Source organism: Granulicella aggregans (genome assembly GCF_014203275.1).
In the GTDB taxonomy this organism is placed as follows: Bacteria; Acidobacteriota; Terriglobia; order Terriglobales; family Acidobacteriaceae; genus Edaphobacter.
In genome coordinates this window covers 489,121-514,660 of the sequence record NZ_JACHIP010000005.1, presented here as the reverse complement: position 1 = coordinate 514,660, position 25,540 = coordinate 489,121, and the positions used below count along the sequence as shown (strand labels likewise).

The window sequence follows — 25,540 nt, the reverse complement described above, 5'->3', positions numbered from 1 at the left end:
GTAAGTCGTTTTGTAGGGACTGTTATTTGCATCGCTTCCGCATGGGGAATTCCGAGCGCGGCCATGGCAGCAGTCAACGCAGCGAAGCCTGCCGGGCTGCGCTGCGACTCGCTTCTCGAGCCACTTGGGATTGATACATCTGCACCAGTTTTGTCGTGGCGCCTTATCGATAGCCGTCAGGGAGCGATGCAGACGGCCTATGAAGTCACGGTATCGACGTCGGCAAGCGGTAAGGCAGACGTGTGGGACTCGGGCAAGATAGCGTCATCGCAGTCAGCGGGTATACCCTACGGCGGCCCAGCGCTGCAGCCTTCTCACCGTTATTTCTGGCGCGTGCAGGTCTGGGATAAAGATGGCAAGCCTTATCCGGTTAGCGATGCGAGCTGGTGGGAGACCGGCTTGATGGATGCCTCGAACTGGAAGGCGATGTGGATCGGCCATGAGCCGGATGAGCTTCATGCTCTCCGAAATTCGGGCGCTCCGTGGATCACTAACGCGAAGGTATCGAACTACTCCGCAAGCGGGGACACACATCATGAGTACCGTTTTCAATTCTCACCGGCAAAGACCGTGGCTCGCGCCGATCTCTACACCACAGGCGAGGACGCTACCGCCGCATGGGTGAATGGCAAGCAGGTGCGCGTGGCGGGCACGCTGCCCAAGTGGAAGCAGACACCGTGGGGCACCTACGAGATGCAGGACGTGACGACAGACCTGAGTGACGGAAAGAACGTCGTCGCGGTTGAGGTGACACATTTCAACGTCTCATCGAGGGCGATGGGAGCGGCAGACACACAGACGCCCATGAGCATGTGCCTCTATCTCGTCTACAAAGACGGAACGACGGAGCTACTCTCATCGGCAAGTCCCGGATGGAAGGCGAGCCTGGATCAGAAAGGGAACTGGTACGCCGCCGAATTCAACGATGCAACATGGGCCCCGGCCGAAGCCTACGCCCCGCATTCAGATCAGTTCGGTGCAACAACGCAAGGACTCCCCTGGCCCGCAGGGCCGGTGTCAGCACTTCGTCGCACATTTGATGAACGCAAGCCAATCGCCTCGGCACGTCTCTATGCCACTGCGATGGGGGCCTATAAATTTCATCTGAACGGCGAAGTCGTCGGCGACCAGGTGCTCGCTCCGGGATGGATGGACTTTCGCGAACACGTTCCCTACCAGGTCTACGACGTTACGAAGCAGGTAAAGCAAGGCAAGAACGCGATTGCGGCGTACCTTGCGCCGGGCTGGTACAGCACGCCGCTGATGTGGTTCCGGCAGGGCAATAACTATGGCACAACGCAGCCCGCCATCAAGGCGCAACTGCGTGTCGAGCACACGGACGGCTCCGTCGAATGGATCGCTACGGATGAGTTGTGGAAGGCCGAGACATCGCCGACCGCCTTTGCCGAGATCTACGACGGCGAGACCTACGATGCACGCCTCTTCAAGACTGGCTGGGACACAGCCAGCTTCGCTGACTCAACCTGGAAGTCGGTAACACTAGTCAACCCGCATGAGCCGAAGATCGTCTCGCAATACTTTCAGCCCATTCGCGAAGAAAGTGTGATGACGGCGAAAGCGATCACCAATCCTGCGCCCGGTGTGTACATCTACGACTTCGGCCAGAACATGAGCGCCGTTCCGAAGCTCATGATCGCAGGCAAGCGCGGGCAGAATATTCGACTGCGCTTTGCTGAGGTGCTGAACGAAGACGGCACGATGTACACCGAGAACCTTCGCACCGCAAAGGCCACGGACCACTTCATTCTTGCGGGCACAGGCAAGCCCGAGACGTGGCAACCGCAGTTCACTTATCACGGCTTCCGCTATCTCGAGATCACAGGCGTCGATGTGATGCCGACGCTCGACACGGTGAAAGTCGCCGTCCTCCATACCGCCGCGCCGTTCACGACAGAATTCGCAACCGGCGACACCATGGTCAACAAGCTGTGGAGCAATGTGCTGTGGGGACAGCGGTCAAATTTTGTAGGCGTACCCACAGATTGCCCGCAGCGCGATGAACGCCTCGGATGGAGCGCTGACGCACAGGTCTTCTGGCGCACGGCCGCATTCAACATGGATCTGACCACCTTCAGCCAAAAGTATGCCTCTGACCTCCAGGGTACCCAGGCAAGCTCGCCGATGTATGGCATCTTTGCGCCGGGCACGAGCACGCCAAATCCCGGTTACGGCGCGGCTTGGAGCGATGCCGGCGTGATCGTTCCCTGGACGGGATGGATTCAGAGTGGCAACCCGAAGATCATCGATGAAAACTGGGACGGCATGGTGAAGTACCTCACCGCCATCGAAAAGGGAAATCCGGATTTTCTGTGGCGCAACGGATTCGGCGCGGCCTTTGGCGACTGGCTCACCCCGACGATCACCACGCCAGAAGACCTGGTAGCCACAGCGTACTGGGCCTATGACGTCTCGATGATGCGCGACATGGCCCTCGCGACCAAGCGGACCGCAGAGGCTGAGCAATATGCCGCGATGTTTGCCAAGATCAAGACCGCATTTCAGAAGGCCTACATTCACAGCGATGGCTTCGTCGGCGCGAATGATGCTTATCCGAGCATTCCTCCGCCGACGATGGCGGGCACGGATGTTTCAACCGATAAGAATCGCGTGATCGAGACGCAGACCGGCTATGTCCTCGCGCTGCACATGCGTCTAATGCCGGAAGAACTCCGTTCAGCGGCGGCCGCGAAGCTGGTCAAAAAGATCGAAGAGAACCACTGGCTTCTGGGCACTGGATTCCTTGGAACGCCGTATCTGTTGGAGGTGCTCTCCGACACCGGCCACAGCGATGTTGCCTACCGCTTGCTCTTAAACAAGGATTATCCATCCTGGGGCTATCTCATCGATCATGGCGCAACCACAACGTGGGAGCGCTGGAACGGCGACACGATGCGCAACGACCCTAGCATGAACTCCTACAACCACTATGCCTACGGAGCCGTCGCTGAATGGATGTATCGCTATGCAGCAGGCATCGACACGGTGAGCAACGATGCGGGCTTCCACACCATAGCGCTTCATCCCAACTTCGACGCTCGTCTCGGTCATCTTGACTTCACCTATCAATCGCCCTACGGGCCTGTGAAGTCTTCGTGGAAGATCGCTGGAGATCAAGTCGCGTGGGAGCTCACGATCCCTCCGAACACGACGGCGCAACTGCCAGTAATCAGCACGAACGCGACTGCCTTCACGCTCAATGGTGAGTTGATTGGCCAGTCCGCGAAGGTTCACGCGATGGGCGACGGCGTCTATGAACTCGCCGCGGGAAACTACAGCTTCAAGGCGAAGCTCGCGCAAGCATCCACATCTGCAGCCGCCACAAAATAACGGAAGACCGAGAAACCACATCGAGAGACAATGACGACATCGACCAATATCCATCGGCTTACAACGACGCTTGCACTTGCAGCCGTTCTCGCAAACGGTATAGTAACGAAGAGTTTCGGGCAGCAGGCTGCAACGACGCCATCGCTCGAGCAGGGTTTCCAAACTCCGCCCGCCTCGTCCCGCCCGCGCGTCTGGTGGCATTGGATGAACGGCAATATCACGAACGAAGGCATCGACCTCGATCTCGAGTGGATGCACCGCGTCGGCATCGCCGGATTTCAGAACTTCGACGCTGCATTGAACACTCCGAAGGTCGTAGACAAGCGCCTCATCTACATGACGCCAGAGTGGAAGGAGGCCTTCCTCCACGCGATCAAGAAGGGCGACTCGCTAGGCTTTGAGATGGCTGTCGCGGGTTCGCCTGGTTGGAGTGAGAGCGGCGGCCCGTGGGTAAAGCCCGCGCAGGCGATGAAGAAGCTGGTATGGAGCGAGACCCACATTGAAGGCGGCACGGCATTTCACGGCGTACTGCCGCCGGTGCCTTCCGAGACCGGCCCTTTCGGTAATCTCGCTCAGCAGGACCTGATGGGCATGATGGGAGGCGCAGACTCGCCCAAGGCGGTGGACTATTCCTCTGACGTCGCAGTGATCGCGTTCCGTGAGCCCGCTGATGCTCACTCCATGAGCGAGATGAAGCCGATCGTCACCGGGAATGGGGGAAGTGTAACGAACGCGGAGCTTCTATGGGATGGCGACCTCAATCACTCCACCGGCATTCCCATGGCGGCTCCGGGGCAGAATTCGTGGATTCAGTTCGACTTCGGCAAGCTCACGGCGATTCGAGCGGTCACGTATGCAGCGGGTGGCCCGCGCGATCCGCTCGCTCTCTTCGGCACGGAGACGAACGATGGCCCGGTGCTGGAGTCGAGCGATGATGGCACAACCTTCACCCCAGTGGTCCGCCTTCCGACGTTCGGCGCGGTGCAGCATACGATGTCGTTCCCTGCAAAGTCTGCCCGTTACTTCCGGCTTGTATTCACAGAGAAGCCCGCAGTCGCCACGCTGCCGATTGATATGGGCGAATTGGGAGTGGCGATGGCCCCACCGCCCACAACGCATGAGATCGCAGAGCTGGAACTCCACACCGATGCTCGCGTCAACCGATTCGAAGAGAAGGCCGCCTTCGCCGCAACGCCAGACCTCTACGCCTTTGCGACAAGCTCGCTTGACGATACATCCGCGATCGCGAAGTCCGACGTCGTTGATCTCACCTCGAAGGTGAAGCCCGACGGAACCCTCGATTGGACACCGCCTGCGGGCCACTGGACGGTCTTGCGCATGGGCTATTCTCTCACCGGCATCACTAATCATCCCGCTCCGCCTGAAGCGACGGGGCCGGAAGTAGACAAGCTGAGCAAACAAGATGTGACCGAATACTTCAACCACTATCTCGACAACTATAAAGACGCGACTGCCGGGATGATGGGCAAGCGCGGCTTGAAGTATGTCATCACCGATAGTTGGGAGGCAGGCACGCAGAACTGGACCGATCAGATGGTCGCAGAGTTCACGCGCCGACGCGGCTACGACCCTCGTCCCTGGCTGCCCGTCATGGCTGGCCGAATCATCGGCAGCGCGGAGGAGAGCGACCGCTTCCTCTGGGACGTTCGCAAGACCATCGCCGACCTGCTCGCAGAGAACCACTACGGTACCATCGCCTCGATCCTGCATGAACGCGGCATGGGGCAGTATGGCGAGTCGCATGAAGAAGGTCGCGCCACGATTGGCGATGGCATGGAGATGAAAAAAGCCGACGATGTTCCCATGTCGGCTACGTGGACGCAGCAGCCGGGCGTGAACGCGGAGCAGTACGGCTACAACGCCGATGTGCGCGAGTCGGCATCCGTCGCTCATATCTATGGCCAGAATCTTGTCGCCGCTGAATCGCTTACGGCCGCAAGCAATCCGTGGGGATGGTCTCCGGCGACGCTGAAGCCAACTGCGGATAAGGAGCTCGCGAACGGTCTCAACCGCTTCGTCATTCATGAATCCGCCCATCAACCGCTCGTAGGCAAAGCGCCTGGATTGACGCTCGGGCCCTTCGGCCAATGGTTCAACCGCAACGAGATTTGGGCGGAGCAGGCAGAACCGTGGATGACCTATCTCTCTCGTGGTTCATGGATGTTGCAGCAGGGACACTTCGTTGCGGACATCGTCTACTTCTACGGCGAGGATTCGAACCTGACTGCCATCTTCGGAGCGAAGTCGCCTGACGTGCCAAAGGGCTATGCCTTCGACTACATCAACGCCGACGCACTGATCCACGAGTTAAAAATAAAGGATGGCTCGCTGACGACGAAGAGTGGCATGAGCTATCAAGTGCTCGTCCTCGATCCTTATAGCAGCCATATGTCCCTGCCCGTGCTTCGCTCGATCCAGCAGTTGGTGAAGGACGGCGCAGTTGTTATCGGAGAGCAGCCAGTCGGTACACCGAGCCTCGCGGACGATGCTGCGCAGTTCCACTCCATCGCGTCCGAGATATGGAACGCGAGTGGAACCTACGGCAAGGGCCGCGTGATTCACGGCATGCCTGTGGTCGATGCCTTGAAGGCAGCATCCGTCGCGCAGGACTTCAGCTACTCCATGCCGGATGCAGATTCCGAAGTCTTGTTCGTTCACCGCAAGGTGGCTGACACCGACATCTACTACGTCGACAACCGCAGAGATCGCAAGCAGAGCGTGACCGCGAACTTCCGTGTCACCGGCCGCGCTGCGGAGATATGGCATGCGGACACGGGCAAGTCCGAAGCCGCCTCCTACACGATTGCGAACGGCACCACATCCGTGCCGCTGCAGCTTGAGCCTTACGAGACGGCCTTCGTCGTCTTCCGCAAGCCGTCGCATCAAACATCCGTACAGCTGCCACCAATGCACAATGCAGTTCTCGCTCCGGTTTCCGGCCCGTGGAGTGTACAGTTCGAGACTGGCCGCGGCGCACCCGCACAGGCGGAGTTGCCTGAATTGACTTCGCTGAGTGAAAGCTCCGACAAAGGCATCCGTTACTTCTCCGGCCACGTCACCTATATCAAGACTATTGAAGCGCCGACTACGTGGTTCCAACACGGCGAAGGGCTTTGGCTCGATCTAGGCGACGTCGCGAGTCTAGCCGAGGTGAAGGTGAACGGTGAGTCGCTCGGCATCTTGTGGAAGGCTCCATACCGTGTCGAGGTATCGAAGGCACTGAAGCCTGGTAAGAACACCATCGAGGTCCGTGTCGCGAATCTATGGGTGAACCGGTTGATCGGCGATGCCCAACCTGACGCCGCCACAAAGTACACCTTCACCACGCACAATCCCTATAAGGCTTCCTCTAAACTGGTTCCGTCGGGATTGATCGGGCCGGTGCAGATCCTGCGGAAGGAGCCGGGCGGCGCTTCCTGATGGAAGGAATGGTGAAGGTGAGTATCGCGCGTCGTTTGATATTTCTGGCCGTCGTCTCCTTCTTGACTGCGAGTTTCGAAACCGCACAGGCAACGCCTCAAACAGAGGTCGAACGCCTCTACGCGACTGCGCAGAAGGCCATGCTTGCGGGTCGCATGGATGAGGCGCGCTCGGACTACGAGAAGCTCGCGAAACTTGCCCCCACAATTGCAGAGGTTCATGCCTCGCTCGGTGCGATTGAATTTCAACAGAAGTTCTTTCCCGAAGCTCTTCGGGAGTTGAACGAGGCGCGACGCCTGAAGCCGTCGCTGCCGGGCCTCGATGGCCTTATCGCGATGTCCCTCACGGAGCTTGGCCACTTCGAAGAGGCGTTGCCAGCATTGGAAGCGACATATAAAGAAGCCGACAATCCGCAGGTCAAGCGCATCAGCGGCCTCGAGCTCGAACGTGCTTACATGGGCGTGCATCGTGAAGCAGATGCGGTTGAGGTCGCGCTTGCGCTGCAGAAACAGTTCCCAAACGACCCTGAGATTCTGTATCACAACGAAAGAATCTTCGGCAGCTTCGCGTACCTCACCGTGCAGAAGCTGGTGGAGGTCGCCCCCAACTCTACCTGGCGACACCAGGCCCAGGCCGAGGCCCAGGAGGCAGCGGGCGCGCACGATGCCGCCATAGCCGAGTACCGCGCCATCCTCGCCATCGATCCGAACCGCGCTGGCATACATTACCGCATCGGTCGCGCGTATCGTGCCAGCGCGCGAGACTCGCATCGCTCCGGCGATCTCGATCATGCGATGGATGAGTTTCAGGCCGAGTTGAAGATTGATCGCCAGAACGCCAGCGCGCTCTACGAACTAGGTGAACTTCATCGCATCGCCGGAGAAGCAGAGCCCGCACGAACTTTCTTCGCTGCAGCGCTCAAGGTGTATCCGGATTTTCCAGAGGCGGAGCTTGGCCTGGGCACCGTGCTCGCGACCCTGCAGCGACCGGCCGAGGCACTCCCTTATCTGACCAGCGCAAGCCAGCATGATCCCGACGATGAAGCGACGTGGTACCGGCTTTCACAGGTGCAGCGCACGCTTGGCCATACAGCGGAAGCGAAGGATGCTCTTGCTCGCTTCCAAGCCCTGCGTGGACAAACCCTCGCGCAGCAAGCTTCGCCGCGAGATGTGACGCGGCAGGAGCTCGAACCCTCAGCAACACAATAGAAGGAGGCACGGATGCGCACTGAGTATCGACAGCTTCGAGTGGGCCTCGCTGGGATCGGGCTTGAGGCCTACTGGAGCCAGTTTGCGGGGCTTGAACAGAGGCTGGTCGGCTACGTCGGCGAGGTCGAACAACTCATCAGCACTACATCACGAATCATCGTGAACCTCGGCCTCGTGGACAGCCCAGAGAAAGCACTCGAAGCATCACACCGATGTCGTCGCGAAGACATCGACATACTTCTGGTCTATGTGACGACATACGCTCTGTCATCGACGGTACTGCCTCTTATCAAACGGTCTAAGGTTCCCGTGGTCCTGCTGAACCTGCAGCCCGCTGCCGCCATCGACTATGACCGCTTCAACGCAATGCAAGACCGCACCGCGATGACCGGCGATTGGCTTGCCTACTGCAGCTCCTGCCCGGTACCGGAGATTGCGAACGTGCTGCGCCGTCTTGAGATCTCCTTTATCCAGGTCACGGGCATGCTGCACGACGATCCGCAGTGTTGGCGTGACCTCGATGACTGGTTGCGCGCAGCAGAGGTCGTACATACGCTCGCCCACAGCCGCCTCGGCTTGATGGGCCACTACTATGGCGGCATGCTTGATATTGCGACCGACCTGGCACAGGTCAGTGGCCGCTTTGATCTGCACATAGAGATGATCGAAGTGGATGAGCTTACAGCCCTGCGGAATGACGTGGACGTCAGTGCGGTCGCACGGAAGATCAATGCCTTCCGCGAATTCTTCACCGTCGGCGATGACTGCAGTGGCGAGGAGTTAGCGCGGTCGGCGCGCACCTCCGTCGCTCTCGATCGCCTGGTCGCGGAGAAGGACCTTGGCCTGCTGGCCTACTACTACATGGGCAGTGGAGTTCCAGAAAACGAATCGACCATGAGTTCCATCATCCTTGGCACCTCGATGCTGACGGGCAAAGGCATTCCTGTCGCGGGGGAGTATGAGGTGAAGAACGTTATCGCGATGAAGATCATGGACCTGCTCGGTATGGGCGGATCCTTCACGGAGTACTACGCGATGGACTTCAACGAAGATGTGGTCCTCATGGGACACGATGGCCCGGGTCATATCGGCATCGCTCAGGACAAGATCAAGGTTCGTCCGCTCAGCGTCTATCACGGCAAGGTCGGCTCAGGCCTGTCGGTCGAGATGTCTGTGAAGCATGGGCCGGTCACTCTGTTATCAATCGTGGAAGACCGTGAGCGCGGATTCATGCTGCTGATCGCTGAAGGTGAGAGCGTCCCGGGCCCGATCCTGCAGATCGGCAACACCAACAGCCGATATCGCTTCAGCCTTGGCGCGCGCGGTTTTGCGGAGACGTGGAACTCCCATGGTCCAGCGCATCACTGCGCGATCGGCACCGGCCATGGAGCAGCGAAGCTCAAGAAAGTTGCGAGCTTGCTGGGGATGAATGCGGTGCAGATTTGCTGACGGTTAAGACGGCGGATTGAGATGCAGGCTCCACTCGCGCACAGCGTGAGCGAACTCCATCGATGATGCGGGTAACTCGCTCTCGAGCGTTGCAAGTTGCACGGCGAAGTTTCCAATCGTCGAGCTCTCCGGCGAGCCGCGATGAACGGCGAAGCCAGTAGCCTCTGCCGTAAGGCGGTTGAGAAACGTATTCTGCGAGCCGCCGCCGACGATGTAGATGCGCCTGATCACTTTGCCGGTGTGTTTCTGGATCCGTGTGAGCGTCTCGGCGTAACGGCGCGCGAGGCTGTGCATGATCAGCGCCGTGAAGGCAGGCGCGTTGGTGGGTGCTTCATCGAGCGGCTGCGAGCCTTTGGCAACAAGCTGGCGATTGATCCGTTGCGGCATCTCGCCCACGCGAAGCAGATCAGGCTCGTCCACGTCGAGCAGCATCTGCGGCACTGGCTCGTGCTCCGCATCATGAAGCAGGTCGGAGATAGAAGGCTCGTGACCTAGCGCCGCCCACGCATTTTGACACTGCTTCATCAGCCACATGCCGTTCACATTTTTGTGGAAGCAGTTCATGTTGCCCACTCCGCCAAGATTGCTGAACGAGTCTTCGCGAACATTGGGGCCATCGACGGGAAGGCTCGTAACCGTGCCTACGAGCGACCATGTCCCCGAACTGATGTAGGCCCAGTCGTCCCCGGCCGCGGGGATGCCGGCGATAGCAGATGCCGTATCGTGGCATGCTGGCGCGATCAGTTCCGTATCAGCAAAGACAGGTAGCTGTGCCAACGGTCCCTGTAGCTTGCCGAGCAAGGTTCCTGGCGGAACGATCTTTGCCGCGAGCTCGATGTTGAGACCAGCCTCGCGAAAAATCTCGCGGCTCCAGTTGCGCGAATCCATATCAACCAGTTGTGTGTGCGTCGCGTTCGTAAACTCGGCGACAGGCTCTGCACCCCAGCGTGCCAGCAAGTACTCGGGCAGGTTCAGCCAGCGAGCCTCTGGTGTACCGCTCAACCGGTCCGCATAGAGTTGGTAGAGCGTGTTGAGCGGCAATTGCTCGATCCCGGTGATCTCGCGCATACGCAGCGCAGAGATGCGCTTGTGCAACTCCACCTCGGCACGTACGTTACGTTCGTCGCGATAGCAGAATGGTTCGGCAAGCGCCTGCCCGTTCTCATCGAGCCGGACATAGTCGACCGCCCAGCCATCGATCGCAATGGAACGCACTCCCTCTGGCGCGAGTGGCGCACACTTGCGCAGACCCTCTTCGACACCATCGATGATCTTCGCGAGCGGCCAATGCAGCCCAGTCTCGCGTTCGATCGGACCGTTCAGGAATCGATGCACAAGCTGAATCTCTGCTTTGCCATCAGACCAGCGAAGCAGGCTGACACGGCAGCTCTCCGCGCCAAGATCGACCGCTACAAGAGCGCGCCTGTCTGTTGGCGCAGGGCTCATCGCAGATAGGCCTCGATCAGGCCGCCATCGACCGGGATGAGATGGCCCGTGGTGCAACGAGCCAGCGGACCAGCGAGGTACATAATGGCCTCCGCGCAGTCCTTGGGATCGATGGGCGTGTGCGTCAGCGTGCGCTTTGCATAGAAGAGTGCCAGCGCATTGCGAAGCTCATCGTCCGTTCCCGATTCCTCGAAGGGGATGTTGTACTTCGCGAGCGATGCCTTCACGCGGTCGCGCGGAAACATCGTCGACTCCTTCACTACAGTGGCCGGACTGATACCGTTCACGCGTACCTTCGGACTCATGCTCACGGCGAGTTCGCGCACGAGATGGCTCAAAGCTGCCTTCGATACGTCATAGGCCTCCGAGCCTCGTTTCGCGACGACCGCATTGGCAGAGCTGGTGAGCACGATGCTGCCATCGAGACCCTCTGCATCGAAGAACTTCTTCGCTTCGTCAACCAGCAGGTAGTTGGCCGTCACGTTGACCTCAAGCGTCACTCCCCACTGCGCATCGCTGACCACTCCATCAGGCGAGGAAGGGAAGAGCGCCGCCGTATTGATGAGGATGTCTAGACCGCCGAACTGCTTGATGGTCGCGGTAAGCGCGGCTTTGATCGCCACACGGTCGCGGATGTCGATCGAGGTATGACCGATGACCTCCTTGCCAGCGATGGCCTTGCACTCTTCGGCTACACGTTTCGCGCCTTCTACATCGCGGTCGGCGATCATCACGTGGGCTCCGCGTTCGGCAGCGATCAACGCAACCTGTGCGCCGATACCACTGCCGCCGCCGACGATCAGCGCAACCTGGCGGCTAAGCTGCTTCTCCGGCGGCTGCCGGCGAATCTTCGCTTCTTCGAGCGCCCAGTACTCGATGCGAAATGCCTCGCTTGGCGGTAGCGCTACGTAGTTTTGATAGACAGAGAACTGGTCCGCCGATGCTGCAGGGCCAGCCTGCGGAATGTCCGTGCAGTTCACGCCCGCGCCCAGAGCGCCCGCCCCCTGCATCACGCCAATCGCATTGATGTAGAACTCCCCTGTGAGCCGCGCCTCAGTCTTATTCTTGCCGAAGGTGAACATGCCCACGCCCGGCAACAGGACGACAGTGGGACTCGCATCACGCAGCTTCGGGCTGTCCGGCAGCGCGTGCTTCGCGTAGTAGGCCGAGTATTCGGCGCGATAAGTCTCAAGCGAGCTCTCGATGATCGCAGGGATCGCCTTCGGATCTGTGGCCGGGTCCCACTTCAGAAACATTGGCCGGATCTTGGTGCGGATGAAGTGGTCCGGGCAGCTTGTGCCAAGATGAGCCAGCTGCTCCGCGCTATGCGAGTTCACAAAATCAAGCACGCTCTGTGCGTCGGTGAAACTGCCAATCCAGCGCTGCTTACGCGAAACAGCACCACGCAGGTAAGGCATCACTTCAGCGGCAACCTTCTCGCGCTCGCTGTGTGACTCGAACTTCGCGCCGCCAAAGTGCTTGTGGCCTGCGGTCAAGGCATGGCGCTCGATGAACTGGCCGATCTGGTCGATGATGGTGATGGTGCTGAGGTAGCTCTCCCGCTGCGTATCGCCCCAGGTGAAGAGTCCGTGCCCGCCGAGTACAACCCCGTCGCATCCCGGTGTCTCCTCGACAATCTGCCTCAGCATCATGCCCAACTCGAAGCCCGGGCGCTGCCACGGCAGCCATGCGAGTTTGTGGCAGAACTCCGCGTTGAACTCTTCCATCTTCTGCTTGCCGTTGGCGGAGGCCGCAAGCGCGATGCCCCAGTCCGGATGAAGGTGATCGACGTGCGCAAAGGGCAGAAAGCCATGCAGCGGAGTGTCGATCGAAGCAGCCGTAGGATTGTTGTTGAACGTGACCAGCGGATACAGCGCGACCATCGCATCTTCTTCCGCGACGCCCCTGTACTGCTTCTCGAGAGCCAGCAGGCGGTCCAGGTACAGCGTCGCCAACCCGCTGCGCTTGATGCTGCCCAGGTCACCACCCGAACCCTTCACCCAAAGCACCTTGACCGTCTCTCCCGTGACAGGGTCGATCTCGTCCAGCTTCGAGCTGGTGTTGCCTCCGCCGAAGTTGGTAATCCGCAGGTCGGAGCCGAGCAGGTTGCTGCGGTAGCGTAGAAGTTCCGCGCCGTCGAGCGTTGCCGCGGTCGCTTCGTCCCACTTGTCTTCAAGAAACTTCAGCGTTGCTTTTGTGGTCGACATCTTATCCTCATCGTTTCGAAACGTGACCATCATTCCATACCGAGACCAATAGAGCAAATGTTTCTGTACGGATACTTGAGGTCGAGGAAGAGCCCAGCGGAGACCTCAGAAGACGGTAGTAAAATTAGTCTTATAGTACGGAGCGCTAGTCCGATTGTTGATGACAAATCTTTCCCGCACCACCCGAATCCTTATGGCCATGCGCGCCCCGGGCGGCACCAAGCCGGAGTAAGGCAGGCAGAACGCCTCCTTCTCTGAGCGGCCGTCTGGGGCTATCCGAAATCGTCTGCGACGTGCGTCTTTTTCCGCCCAGCCATAAGCAAGGAGAACCCTGTGTCCGACCGCCCTGATTTTCAGCCATCCACTCTCGTCATTCACTCCAATCGCAGCTACGAGAGCCAGTCGAACTCGATCCTTTTCCCCATTCACCAGACGGCGACCTACATCCACGAGAGTGTCGGTGTGACCAAGGGCTACGGCTACTCGCGCGGGGCCAACCCCACCGTCAACGCCCTCGAGCAGTCGATCGCCGCCATTGAAGGCTCCAACTCCGCGCTCTGCTTCCGCTCCGGCATGGCCGCGATCAGCACCCTCTGCCTCGCCATGTTGCGCGCTGGCGACCATGTACTTCTCTCCGAAGTGATCTACGGCGGCACGACGCGGCTCTTCGAGCAGGTGCTGGGAAACTTCGGCATCGACTACACGTTCGTCGATACCGCTGATCTCCCCGCCGTCGCAGCGGCGATCCGGCCCCAGACGCGCCTCATCTTTGCCGAGACCCCAGCCAATCCCACGTTGCGGCTATCCGATGTGAAGGGCCTCGCTGACATTGCGCACGCCCACGAGAACCTGAAGCTCGCGGTGGACAACACCTTCCTCACGCCTCTCATCCAGAACTGCCTGGCCCTCGGCGCGGACATCTCCATGCTGTCGACGACCAAATACATCGACGGTCACAACGCCACCATCGGCGGCTCACTGGCGACGCATGACGAGAAGCTGGTGGAGCGCCTTCGCCTGGTCCGCAAGTCCATCGGAACGATTCAAGCGCCGTTCGATGCCTGGCTCACCATCCAGGGCGTTAAGACTTTGCCTGCCCGACTCGCCATGCACTGCGCCCACGCTGGCGAGATCGCCCTCTGGCTCGAGCAGCACCCTCGCGTCGCGCACGTGAACTATCCCGGTCTCGACTCCTTCCCGCAGAAGGCGCTCGCGGTGAAGCAGCAGTCCGCCTTCGGTGGGATGCTGTCGTTCGAACTCAACGCGACGACTGCGGAGTCGCTGCTCTTCATGAAGGCGTTGAAGCTCTGCACCTGCGCCGAGAGCCTCGGCAGCGTGGAAACGCTGATCACAAATCCCGCAACGGCCTCGCACTGCGACCTCACCCCGGAGCTGCGGGCGCGCCTCGGTGTCTCCGACCGCCTGATCCGTCTTTCGGTCGGGCTGGAGTCCCCAAAGGACCTGATCGCAGATTTTGAGAATGCTTTCGAAGCGATCTTCGGGAATTGATTGAACAGAAGCGTAGAAACGGCGGCCCGCATCGCGAGGCCGCCGTTTTTGTGTCGAAACGAAGATTGACTACTTCTTCGCCGTCTCGAAGCGCTTGTTGATCTCGTCCCAGTTCACGGTGTTCCACCATGCCGCGAGGTAGTCCGGACGCTTGTTCTGGTACTTCAGGTAGTAGGCGTGCTCCCAGACGTCGTTGCCCAGAATCGGGAAGTGGCCGTCAGAGATCGGGTTGTCCTGGTTCGGCTTGGTGACGATCTGCAGCTTGCCGCCGACGAAGATGATGAAGCCCCAGCCGGAGCCGAACTGCTTGGCCGTGGTCTCGTTGAAGGTCTTCTTGAGCGTCTCGAAGTCGCCGAAGTCGGCCTTGATCTGGTCGGCGATGGCGCCGGTGGGCTCTCCGCCGCCGCCCGGCTTCATGATCTCCCAGAACATGGTGTGGTTGACGTGTCCGCCGCCACTGTTGCGAACGACAGGACGAACATCTTCGGGAATCGCCGCGAGGTCCTTAATCAGCTCTTCAGGGGTGTGCTTGCCGAGCTCTGGGTGCTTTTCGATCGCGCCGTTCAGATTGGTCACGTAGGTCTGGTGGTGCTTGTCGTGGTGGAGCTTCATGGTCGCTTCGTCGATGTAGGGTTCAAGCGCCGCGTAATCGTAGGTGAGTGGTGGAAGTTCGTAGGCCACGGTCAATCTCCTCTGGTAATGCGTGTTTTCGTGAAATAAATTGCGCCCCGCAACATTTGCGATAATATTCTCCGCGGTAGCCGAGCAGAGAGAAGGCTGTTGCTGTCTTCGATGCACGTTCCGGATGCCACGATGCAGTGAGACCCGCGCATGTTGAGAGAAACGAGCTTGAAGTCCGGCTTTCGCATAATAGCGCAAGAGGATGGATATCCTCTCATTTCGGGAAGTTTACGCCGCATTCATCTCCACAGGCCCCCAACCAACAGTTTTGAGGTCTAATAGCAAGACACATGAGCGACCTATCTGCTTCGTACCGCTGGCTTGACGATGATGGTGCTGCTTTTGGAGCGCCAGGGCTTGAACCACGCTGGACCTCTTCGCGTAAAGATGCCGTGGCCACAGCCTATGCGGCCTCCAGCCGAGTGTGGTTCACCATATCGCACGGGACTCTGAATGAGGTCTACTACCCGACGATCGACCGTCCGCAGACCCGTGACATGGAGCTCCTCTTCACCGATGGAGCAACATTTCTCCATGAAGAAAAGCGCGACTTCGAGTACGACTTCAGCTACATCGACCCCGACGCCCCGGCCGTTCGCGTAACGGCGAGCGATCTGAATGGCCGGTACACGGTCACCAAAGAGTTCATCTCCGACCCGCATCACCCCGTCGTGCTGATGAATGTGAAGATTGCCGGCGACGAGGCCGTGCTTTCACGGCTGAAGTGCTATGCGCTTCTGGCCCCGCACCTGAACGGCGGCGGAGCAGGGAACTCGGCGCGCTCGATCGAGGTTGCCGGACAGCGCGCGCTGCTGTGCTGGAAGGGCGGAACATCACTGGCGTTGGGCGTGGACTGCGGCTTTACCCGCTCTTCGTGCGGTTATGTGGGATCGAGCGACGGCTTCCAGGACCTCTCGACCGACATGACGATGGACTGGGAGTTCGGGCAGGCACTCAACGGCAATCTCGCCGTCATGGGCGAGATCGACGTGGCCCGGCATCGCGAGTTCACGGTAGCAATCGCGCTCGGCGACGGTCATCACGCGGCCTTGGCCGGCATGATGCAGACGCTCTCGACTCCTTACGCCATCCACGCCAAGCGGTTCATCGAGCAATGGCATCGCTCGGGCGTTCCCGAGAAACTCTCGCTTGCGGCGACCGACGGCGGCCGACTCATGAGGATCAGCCAGAACGTGATCCTGTCGCATGAGGACAAGACCTACCCCGGAGCCTTCATTGCCTCAGCCTCGATCCCATGGGGGGCGTCGAAGAGCGACGACGACCTCGGCGGGTACCACCTGGTGTGGACGCGCGATATGGTGCAGTCGGCGACGGCGTGTCTGGCCATTGGACGTACAGACACCGCGCGCAGGGCCCTTGTCTACCTTGCCTGTACGCAGCGGCCCGATGGCAGCTTCGCGCAGAACTTCTGGATCGATGGAACGCCTTACTGGACGGGCATCCAGCTCGATGAGGTCGCATTCCCGATCATCCTGGCGTGGCGTCTCTGGAAGCTCAACGGCCTCGGCAACTTCGATGTATTTCCCTTCGTCGAAAATGCCGCAGCGTTCCTCGTCCGCTTCGCCCCGGTGACGCAGCAGGAGCGCTGGGAGGAAAATCCGGGGTATTCGCCATCGACATTGGCGGCGGTGATCGCCGGTCTGGTCTGTGCGGCGGACATCGCCCGGGCCTACCAGGCCCCTGAGCTTGCAAGCTTCCTCGAAACCTATGCGGACTGGATCGAAGGCAATCTCGACCGCTGGACGACGACAACCGAGGGCGTTCTCCACCCGGACGTGAAGTATCACTACATGCGGGTACGTCCACCGGCGAAAGGCGAGCCTTTCTACAACGACTGGGTGCAGGACGGCTATATTCACATCGCGAATCGCGCCCCGGACGAGAAGTACGACTTCGAGGCGCGTGAGGTGATCGACGCCGGCTTCCTGGAGCTGGTGCGCTACGGAATTCGGCGCGCCGATGACCCATTGATCATTGACTCGTTGAAGGTCGTCGATCGCTGTCTGAAGATCGAGACGCCTTATGGCGATTCCTGGCGGCGCTATAACCACGACGGCTACGGACAGCGGAAAGATGGCGGCCCGTTCGAGCACTGGGGTCAGGGCCGCGCGTGGCCGCTGCTGGGCGGAGAACGCGCCCATTATGAACTCGCCGCAGGCAATGACGTGGACAGCTTCATCACCGCCTTCGAGAAGTTCTCTTCAGTGGGCGGCATGCTGCCGGAGCAGATCTGGGATCACGCCGATCTGCCCTCCGAAGGCCTCTTTCTGGGCCGATCGGCAGGAGCGGCGCAGCCGTTGGTGTGGGCGCACTCCGAGTACGTGAAGCTGCTCAGGTCCAAGAGCGACGGCCGAGTCTTTGACACCATCTCCGCCGTGGAGGATCGCTACGCAAAGCCGGCGGAGGAGCGCAGCTTTACCTCGCTGATCGAAGTCTTCCAGACCACCCGCCAGGTGACGCAGATGGTTTCGGGCCTGATGTTGCGCATCATGGACGCGAAGCGCTTCCGGGTGACCTACACCTTCGACGACTGGGTAACACAGGCGACGGTTGAGTCGCGGACGGTAGGCTATCCGGGATCGTATGCGGACATTGGGACAACTCCTGAGCACGCCGGCAAGATCATCTTCACCCTCTATTGGCCGGCAGAAGACCGCTGGCTGGGACGCAACCACGAGGTCGAACTGATTCCCGCTTGATCGAAACGGGACGATGAGCCCGAGAGATGTAGATTGAAGGGCCACCCATTTTCGTTCGCAGGATCGACCTGTACACTGATAGCGCTGATGTTAGAAACCACCACCGGGAGCTGTTCCCACCGCCCCGCTTAACTGGAAAAGGAAATCGAATGAGCGACCTGCAGACACAAGACATCGACCAACTTTCGATCAACACGCTACGCTTTCTGGCCGTCGACGCCGTGGAGAAGGCCAAGAACGGCCACCCCGGCGCTCCGCTCGGATGCGCCCCGATCGCGTACCTTCTGTACCACAAGTACATGAAGCACGACCCGAAGGACCCCAAGTGGAGCGACCGCGACCGCTTCGTTCTTTCGAACGGCCACGCTTCGGCGCTGCTGTACGGCATGCTGCATCTCGCAGGCTACGACCTGCCCATGGAGCAGTTGCAGCAGTTCCGCGAGTGGGGATCACACACCCCTGGGCACCCGGAGATCGGCGAGACGCCCGGCGTTGAAGTCACCACCGGTCCCCTCGGTCAGGGATTTGCGATGGCCGTTGGTCTCGCGATCGCGGAGAAGCACCTTGCCGCGGTCTACAACCACGAGAACCACACCCCGGTTGATCACCACACATACGTCCTATGCGGCGATGGCGACCTGATGGAAGGCATCTCGCACGAATCAGCATCGCTGGCCGGAACGCTGGAACTCGGCAAGCTGATCGTGCTGTATGACGACAACCTGATCTCGCTCGATGGCCCGACGAGCCTCTCGTATACCGAAGATGTGGTGAAGCGCTTCGAGGCGTATCACTGGCAGGTCATCACGGTCACGGATGGCAACGATCTCGAGGCGATCTCGAAGGCAATTGAAGAAGCGCAGCGCGAGACCAAGAAGCCCACGCTGATCAAGGTTCGCACGGTAATCGGCTACGGTAGCCCGAAGGCCGGCACGAAGGGCGTGCATGGCGAGGCGCTTGGAGCCGAGGCGACCAAGGCGACCAAGCGGACGCTGGGCTTCCCTGAAGACAAGGACTTTTACGTTCCGGAAGCGGCGGCCAAGCAATGGGGCGAGATCGTCCCCAAAGGCAAAAAGCTGCACGACGAGTGGACGGAGAAGTTCAAGGCGTATGCCACGGCGTATCCCGCCGAGGCTGCTGAGTACGACCGCGCTTTCTCGGCCACGCTGGCCAAGGGCTGGGAGTCGAAGCTGCCGGTATTCCCAGTAGGCAAGCCAGTCGCGACCCGCAACGCTGGCCAGATTGTCATGAACGCGATCGCCGGCGTGGTGCCGGAACTGTTTGGCGGCGCTGCCGACCTCACCAGCTCCACCAAGACGATCTTTGCGAATTCGCCCAGCTTCCATGTCGACCCGGTTGGCCGGAACGTCTACTTCGGTGTGCGTGAGTTTGGCATGATGGCTGCGGTCAACGGCATGGCGGCGCACGGTGGCCTGATTCCGTTCGGCTCGACCTTCTACACCTTCTCGGACTACTGCCGTTCGGCGCTGCGCATGGGCGGCATCATGTCGGTCCACTCGCTGTATGTCTTCACTCACGATTCGATCGGCCTTGGAGCTGACGGTCCGACCCACCAGCCGGTTGAGCACCTGATGAGCATGCGCGCCATCCCGCAGCTGACGGACTTCCGTCCGGCGGATGCGAACGAGACGGCAGCCTGCTGGCAGTTGGCGCTCGAGCGTAAGAGCGCAAGCTTCATGGCGCTCTCACGTCAGGACCTTCCGGTTCTCGATGCCGAGAAGTACAAGATCCACGAAGGCGTGAAGCACGGAGCGTATGCGCTGGATGACTCCGGCAAGGACATCATCCTGATCGGCACTGGTTCCGAGGTGGAGCTTGTGATGAAGGCCGCAGAGGTCCTCAAGGCTGAGGGAATCGGCGCAACCGTGATCTCGATGCCGAGCTTCAAGATCTACGAGGAGCAGGACGCAGCATACAAGACGGCCCTGATGCCCGAGGCCACACCGAAGATCGCCGTGGAAGCGGGATCGACGATGGGCTGGTGGAAGTATGTCGGCCACAACGGAGGCATCATCGGAGTCGACAAGTTCGGCGCCTCCGCTCCCGGACCCACCGTGATGGAGCACTACGGCGTTACAGTCGAAGCAATCGTCGCACTGGCCAAGAAGCTGTTGAAGAAGTAGAGGGATGGGCGGGGCTTCGGCTCCGCCCATTTGCTTTGTAACGTGGCAGATCAAGGGCGGCATATTTAGATCGAAGCATCCACCGCCTGCATCCAAACCCGAGACTATGACTTGCCACGGCGAAAGGTATTGAAGGCGGAATGAACGATATCCGGACGATCTTCTGGGACATCGGCGGCGTCATTCTGTCGAACGGCTGGGACCGGTATCAACGGGTCAATGTGCTGTCTCCCCTGGGGGTCGATCTTCCGGCGTTTGAACGTCGGCATCCTTACGAGAGCTTTGTATGGGAGCGGGGCCGTATCAGCGCAGAGGAGTACTTCGACCGAACCTTGTTCAAACCAAAAGACGGTTCGTCTCCGAAGTACGACTTCACTTTTTCAGATATCTGGCCCAAAGTATGCGATCAAAGTTCATTCCAGTATCCTGAATCCTTTGATATCCTCGTTGCGCTGAAGTCATCAGGCCAATACAAACTTGCAACGCTGAACAACGAGAGCGCGGAACTGAACGAGTACCGCCTCGATGCCTTCGGGCTTCGCAAACAATTCGACTACTTCATCTGCTCCGGCTATGTAAACGAGATGAAGCCGCACCCCGACATCTTCCGGGCTGCGATCAGCATCTCGGGCCAACCCGCCTCGACCGCCGTCTTCATCGACGACAAGCAGGCAAACATCGATGCCGCCGAGTATCACGGCATGCGGGGAATCCGGTTCGAATCCCCGGCCCAGGTTCGCTCTTCGCTGGCGCAGCTGGGAGTGAATATCTAGCATTTCTTGTTTTGGAAGCACGGTTTAATTGAAAGGACGTTGAAGAGAATGGAAATCGGACTTATCGGACTTGGCAAGATGGGATTCAACATGGCGGAACGTCTCCGCCTGGGCGGCCATAAGGTCGTCGGCTTCGACTTCAACAAGGAAGCGACCGCCAGGCTGACGTCGCTGGGTTCGGTGGGCGTGGACACACTCGAAGATCTGGTAAAAAATCTGAGCGCTCCCCGCGCCGTGTGGATCATGGTTCCCGAGGGCGACCCGGTCGACCAGACGATCGCCAGGCTTCTGCCGCTGATGCAGCAGGGCGACACCATCATCGATGGCGGCAACTCGAACTACAAGGACACGCAGCGCCGGCACGCGGCCCTGAAGCCGCAGGGCTTCCACTTCGTGGACTGCGGAACCTCGGGCGGTATCTGGGGACTGAAGGAAGGCTACAGCATGATGGTCGGCGGCGATCCGGAAGCGGTCAACCCGCTCTTTCCGATCTTCGAGACGCTGGCACCGGGCAAGGCGGAGGGCTGGGGCCACGTTGGCCCGTCGGGCGCTGGACACTTCGTCAAGATGGTCCACAACGGCATTGAATACGCGATGATGCAGGGGTATGCCGAAGGCTTCTCGATCATGAAGGCGAAGACGCCGTTGAACCTCGACCTTGTGCAGATCTCGAAGATCTGGCAGAAGGGCTCGGTCGTCCGGTCGTGGCTGCTTGACCTGACGGCAGATGCACTCGAGAAGAATCCAACGCTGGATGGTCTCACAGCGTTTGTTCCTGACTCCGGCGAGGGCCGTTGGACGGTCTTCGAGGCAATTGATCTAAACGTCTCAGCACCCGTGATCACGGAATCGCTGATCCGCCGTCTGCGCAGCCGCGAAGACAACAATTTCACTGACCGCATGATCTCGATTCAACGCAATGCGTTCGGCGGCCACGCGGTAAAAAAGGCATAATCTGACTTAGCGGCTGGGGAGCGACTCCCCAGCCGAATCCATGGGATTCAAACGAATGGCTCGCCATTCGAAAAGTAGAAAGAGCAAGGGAGCAACAGCATGACCACTACACCTGCCCAACTCGATGCCACCAAGAAGGGCGAACGTACCCCTGAGCCGTGCATCGTCGTGATCTTCGGTGCCTCCGGCGACCTGACCAAGCGCAAGCTTCTGCCGGCGCTCTATCACCTTGACCAGGCGGGCCTCCTGCCTGAGGACTTCGCTGTCGTAGGCGTCGCGCGCCGCGATCTCTCCGCAACCTTTGGGCCCGACATGCAGGACGGCATCATGAAGGGCGGCGGTGTCGATGCGAACGAGGCCAAGCTGAAGCCGTTCCTCGATCGCGTCCAGTACTTTGCCACCAACTTCGACGACGACGAGGGCTTCGAGAAGTTGAAGACCTATCTCGCCGGTCTGGACGAAAAGTTCAAGACCAAGGGAAATCGCCTGTTCTACCTCGCCGTTGCGCCGGAGTTCTTCGCAGACATCATCCAGCGTCTCGGCAAGCGCGGCATGGCAAAGCCTGCCGAGGGCGAGTCCCACTGGGTGCGCGTCATCATCGAGAAGCCGTTCGGCACCGATCTCGAATCGGCGCGCAAGCTGAATGACGACGTGAACGCGGTCCTCTCCGAAGACCAGATCTTCCGCATCGACCACTACCTAGGCAAGGAGACGGTGCAGAACATCCTCGTCTTCCGCTTCGGCAACGGCATCTTCGAGCCCATCTGGAACCGCAACTACATCGACCACGTCGAGATTACCGCGGCCGAAAGCATCGGTATCGAGGGCCGCGGGCCGTTCTATGAGAAGGCTGGCCTCGTTCGCGACGTGCTCCAGAACCACGTGATGGAAGTTCTTTCGTTCGTAGCGATGGAGCCACCGGACTCGTTCCAGGCAAACGCCGTTCGCACCGAGAAGCTGAAGGTCTGGCGCTCGATCGAGGGCATCCCCGTCGAGAACACCGTCCGTGGCCAGTATGGTCCGGGCAAGGTGGATGGACAGGATGCGATCGGCTATCGCCAGGAAGAGCGCGTCAATCCGGAGTCGCACACCGAGACCTTCGGAGCGATCAAGCTGGAGATCGAAAACTGGCGCTGGGCGGGAGTTCCGTTCTACCTCCGTGCGGGCAAGCGGCTTGGCAAGCGCGTGACCGAGGTCAGCATCGTCTTCAAGCAGCCGCCAACCCATCTCTTCAAGTCGAACTCGAGCGACGACAAGATCGAGCAGAATGTCATCACGATGCGCATTCAGCCCGACGAAGGCATCTCGCTGCGCTTCGGAGCTAAGGTTCCCGGACCGACGACCAATGTAGCGCAGGTGGACATGCACTTCAGCTACGCCGAGGCGTTCGGCAAGTCCTCGGCAAACGGCTATGAGCGTCTTCTTCTCGACGCGATGCTCGGCGATGGAACCTTGTTCGCGCATCGCGACGGTGTCGAAGCAACCTGGGCTCTGTTTACGCCGATTCTTGAGGCGTGGGCGAAGGACGGCAACGTCGACTTCCCGAACTATGCGGCAGGTAGCTGGGGCCCGGAAGCTTCGGACAAGCTGATCGAAGCCGATGGCCGGAGCTGGCGCAAGCTGTAGTTTTGCAGTTAGAGATGTATCGATGATCGCTGTGGCCGCCGGGGGATGTTCTCCGGCGGCGCATGGTTTCAAAGCACGCAGTTTCGAAGAACTACCAGAGATCTCAAAGGACTCCGCGATGCCTCCCGCAGCAACCGTAACCTACTACGTCTCTCCCACCGCCGACGCCGTCGCAGAGGCCGCCGCCGCATTGTTTACCGCGCATGCCAAGTCTGCAGTCGCCGCGCGCGGTGTAGCGCGGATCGCCATCTCCGGAGGCTCAACGCCCAAGCGCATGTTCACGCTGCTCGCGGACCCGGCGAAGCCGTTTGCGGCTGAGACCCCATGGGATAAGCTCGAGCTCTTCTGGGTGGATGAGCGCTGCGTCCCTCCCACCGACAAGGATTCCAACTTCCTGATGACCAAACAGGCGCTGCTGGACCATGTTCCTCTGCCGGAAGCTCGTATCCACCGGATGGAGGGCGAACTCGATCCGACCGAGGCGTCTGCCAGGTACGAGTCAGAGATTCGCAACACCTTCAAACTCGAGGGCGCAGAGACACCAACCTTCGATCTTATCCTCTTGGGCATGGGCGACGACGGGCACACAGCCTCGCTCTTTCCGCATACGGCTGCCCTCGAAGAGATCAGTCTGATCGTCACCCCAAACCACGTTCCGCAGAAGGATACCTGGCGCATCACGCTGACTAAGCCGGTGATCAACCACGGTCGCGAGGTGGCCTTCCTGATCGAGGGAGCTGCCAAGGCAGATATCCTCGCGCAGGTCATGCTCGGACCCTACCAGCCCGAGACCACACCCTCGCAGCTGATTCGCCCGGCATCCGGAAAGCTTTCTCTCTTGCTCGATACAGCTTCAGCGTCTAAGCTGCCTGCACCGACTGTTGCAGGTCCAAATTCAATGCTCGTCGGCACACTGGAGCTTTCCTAGATGATTCTCGCTGGCGACGTAGGCGGCACCAAGGTCCACCTGGCACTCTACGATTTCGAAGGCGGACGGCTTAAGGCCCTTCGCGATAAAAAGTACTCGGCGCACGAGTTCGCGTGCCTGGATGACATTGTGAACAACTTCCTGTCATCGGGCGAAAACGGCGCAGAGTTAGACCGGAGCCAGGTGAAGGCGGCCTGCTTCGGCCTACCCGGCCCGGTGCGCGACGGAAGGTTGAAGCTGACCAACCTGCCGTGGGAGCTCGACGTTCGCGAACTCTCGAAGTCGCTCTCGATCGAACACATCTTCCTCATCAACGATCTCGAAGCCAACGGCTACGGCATCTCCGAGCTCGCACCAGACAAGATCTTCACCCTCCACGAGGGCGATCCAACCGCAGTAGGACATCGTGGCCTGATTGCGGCGGGAACTGGCCTGGGCGAAGCGATGCTGATCTTCGACGGCAAGAAGAGCCACATCCCGATTCCGTCCGAGGGAGGACACTGCGACTTTGCGGCGCGAAATGAGACCGAAATCGCTCTGCTGAACCATCTTCGTCGCACATTGCATGGCAGGGTCAGCTTTGAACGTGTCGTCTCGGGGCTCGGCATTAAGAACGTCTACGGATTCTGCAAGGACATCCTGAAGCTGGAAGAGCCGGTGTGGCTTGCTCAACGGCTGGCGACGGAAGATCCCAACGCCGTCATCGGCGAGTGCGCGGAGAATGGAACCAGCGACATCTGCTTCCAGACCTTGCGAATCTTCACCTCGGCGTACGGCGCTGAAGCTGGGAATGTTGCCCTGAAGGTCCTGGCGCTCGGCGGCATCTACCTCGGCGGCGGCATCGCGCCGAAGATCCTCAAGACCCTCAAGGCAGGCGCCTTCATCCAGGCGTTTACCGACAAGGGACGCATGTCTTCAATCCTGGAGGCGATTCCGGTGCGCGTCATCCTAGACGATACCTGCGCGCTTTTAGGCGCGGCTGCCTACGCGGAAGCGAGAGCGTCCGAGAACTCCGGCCACTCCGAGCGAGCGGCGTCGTTGGCGGCGGTACAGACCGACTGATCGCGTCACGTTACTAGGGGCCGCATTTCCTCACGATCCTCAGC

Annotated in this window: 15 protein-coding genes; 12 read left to right on the top strand and 3 right to left on the bottom strand. The window is 59.9% G+C overall.

Annotated features, from left to right (window positions below):
* Positions 1-63 precede the first annotated feature (63 nt).
* Genes HDF16_RS19330 through HDF16_RS19315 form a run of 4 tightly spaced genes read left to right on the top strand, consistent with a single transcriptional unit; the run spans position 64 to position 9,446 of the window.
* Positions 64-3,348, top strand: a complete 3,285-nt coding sequence (locus tag HDF16_RS19330; RefSeq protein WP_184220397.1) for an alpha-L-rhamnosidase — start codon at positions 64-66, stop codon at positions 3,346-3,348.
* A 30-nt stretch (positions 3,349-3,378) separates the two neighbouring features.
* Entirely contained in the window at positions 3,379-6,789 is a 3,411-nt protein-coding gene (locus tag HDF16_RS19325; protein ID WP_184220394.1) for a glycosyl hydrolase, read from the top strand.
* A gap of 17 nt (positions 6,790-6,806) precedes the next feature.
* Positions 6,807-7,997: a tetratricopeptide repeat protein gene (locus HDF16_RS19320; RefSeq protein WP_184220391.1), complete on the top strand. Its 1,191-nt coding sequence runs from the start codon at positions 6,807-6,809 to the stop codon at positions 7,995-7,997.
* Positions 7,998-8,009: 12 nt separating this feature from the next.
* A complete protein-coding gene (locus HDF16_RS19315) occupies positions 8,010-9,446 on the top strand; it encodes an arabinose isomerase (protein WP_184220388.1) in 1,437 nt (478 codons plus the stop codon).
* A 3-nt stretch (positions 9,447-9,449) separates the two neighbouring features.
* On the opposite strand, the gene HDF16_RS19310 is transcribed toward HDF16_RS19315, so the two are convergent.
* Both HDF16_RS19310 and HDF16_RS19305 read right to left on the bottom strand, forming a co-directional pair.
* Positions 9,450-10,892, bottom strand: a complete 1,443-nt coding sequence (locus HDF16_RS19310; RefSeq protein ID WP_184220385.1) for a rhamnulokinase — start codon at positions 10,890-10,892, stop codon at positions 9,450-9,452.
* On the bottom strand, positions 10,889-13,099 hold the full coding sequence (locus HDF16_RS19305; protein WP_184220380.1) for a bifunctional rhamnulose-1-phosphate aldolase/short-chain dehydrogenase: 2,211 nt from the start codon (positions 13,097-13,099) through the stop codon (positions 10,889-10,891). The genes HDF16_RS19310 and HDF16_RS19305 overlap by 4 nt, the downstream gene beginning before the upstream one ends.
* Positions 13,100-13,432: 333 nt before the next feature.
* Between HDF16_RS19305 and HDF16_RS19300 the strand changes: the two genes are divergently transcribed.
* Positions 13,433-14,608: an aminotransferase class I/II-fold pyridoxal phosphate-dependent enzyme gene (locus tag HDF16_RS19300; protein ID WP_184220377.1), complete on the top strand. Its 1,176-nt coding sequence runs from the start codon at positions 13,433-13,435 to the stop codon at positions 14,606-14,608.
* A gap of 69 nt (positions 14,609-14,677) precedes the next feature.
* Here HDF16_RS19300 and HDF16_RS19295 read toward each other — a convergent pair whose 3' ends face one another.
* The gene (locus tag HDF16_RS19295) at positions 14,678-15,289 is read right to left on the bottom strand and encodes a Fe-Mn family superoxide dismutase (RefSeq protein ID WP_184220374.1); all 612 of its coding nucleotides are present in this window, start codon (positions 15,287-15,289) and stop codon (positions 14,678-14,680) included.
* A 290-nt stretch (positions 15,290-15,579) separates the two neighbouring features.
* Here HDF16_RS19295 and HDF16_RS19290 point away from each other — a divergent pair, with 290 nt between their 5' ends.
* The 7 genes from HDF16_RS19290 to glk all read left to right on the top strand — a co-directional run bounded on the left by HDF16_RS19290 (position 15,580) and on the right by glk (position 25,496).
* On the top strand, positions 15,580-18,009 hold the full coding sequence (locus tag HDF16_RS19290) for a glycoside hydrolase family 15 protein (protein ID WP_184220371.1): 2,430 nt from the start codon (positions 15,580-15,582) through the stop codon (positions 18,007-18,009).
* 149 nt (positions 18,010-18,158) lie between these two features.
* Positions 18,159-20,153 (top strand): transketolase, encoded by a 1,995-nt coding sequence (gene tkt, locus HDF16_RS19285; protein ID WP_184220369.1) that lies wholly within the window; start codon positions 18,159-18,161, stop codon positions 20,151-20,153.
* 140 nt (positions 20,154-20,293) lie between these two features.
* On the top strand, positions 20,294-20,926 hold the full coding sequence (locus tag HDF16_RS19280; RefSeq protein WP_184220365.1) for an HAD-IA family hydrolase: 633 nt from the start codon (positions 20,294-20,296) through the stop codon (positions 20,924-20,926).
* Between the two features lie 27 nt (positions 20,927-20,953).
* On the top strand, positions 20,954-21,880 hold the full coding sequence (gnd, locus tag HDF16_RS19275) for a phosphogluconate dehydrogenase (NAD(+)-dependent, decarboxylating) (RefSeq protein ID WP_432432257.1): 927 nt from the start codon (positions 20,954-20,956) through the stop codon (positions 21,878-21,880).
* Positions 21,881-21,979: 99 nt separating this feature from the next.
* Positions 21,980-23,506, top strand: coding sequence for a glucose-6-phosphate dehydrogenase (gene zwf, locus HDF16_RS19270; protein WP_184220359.1), 1,527 nt, complete (start codon positions 21,980-21,982; stop codon positions 23,504-23,506).
* Positions 23,507-23,528: 22 nt separating this feature from the next.
* Complete coding sequence (gene pgl, locus HDF16_RS19265; protein ID WP_348641359.1) at positions 23,529-24,434, top strand: 6-phosphogluconolactonase; 906 nt, start codon at positions 23,529-23,531, stop codon at positions 24,432-24,434.
* Complete coding sequence (gene glk / locus HDF16_RS19260; RefSeq protein ID WP_184220356.1) at positions 24,435-25,496, top strand: glucokinase; 1,062 nt, start codon at positions 24,435-24,437, stop codon at positions 25,494-25,496.
* The last annotated feature ends 44 nt before the right edge of the window (positions 25,497-25,540 follow it).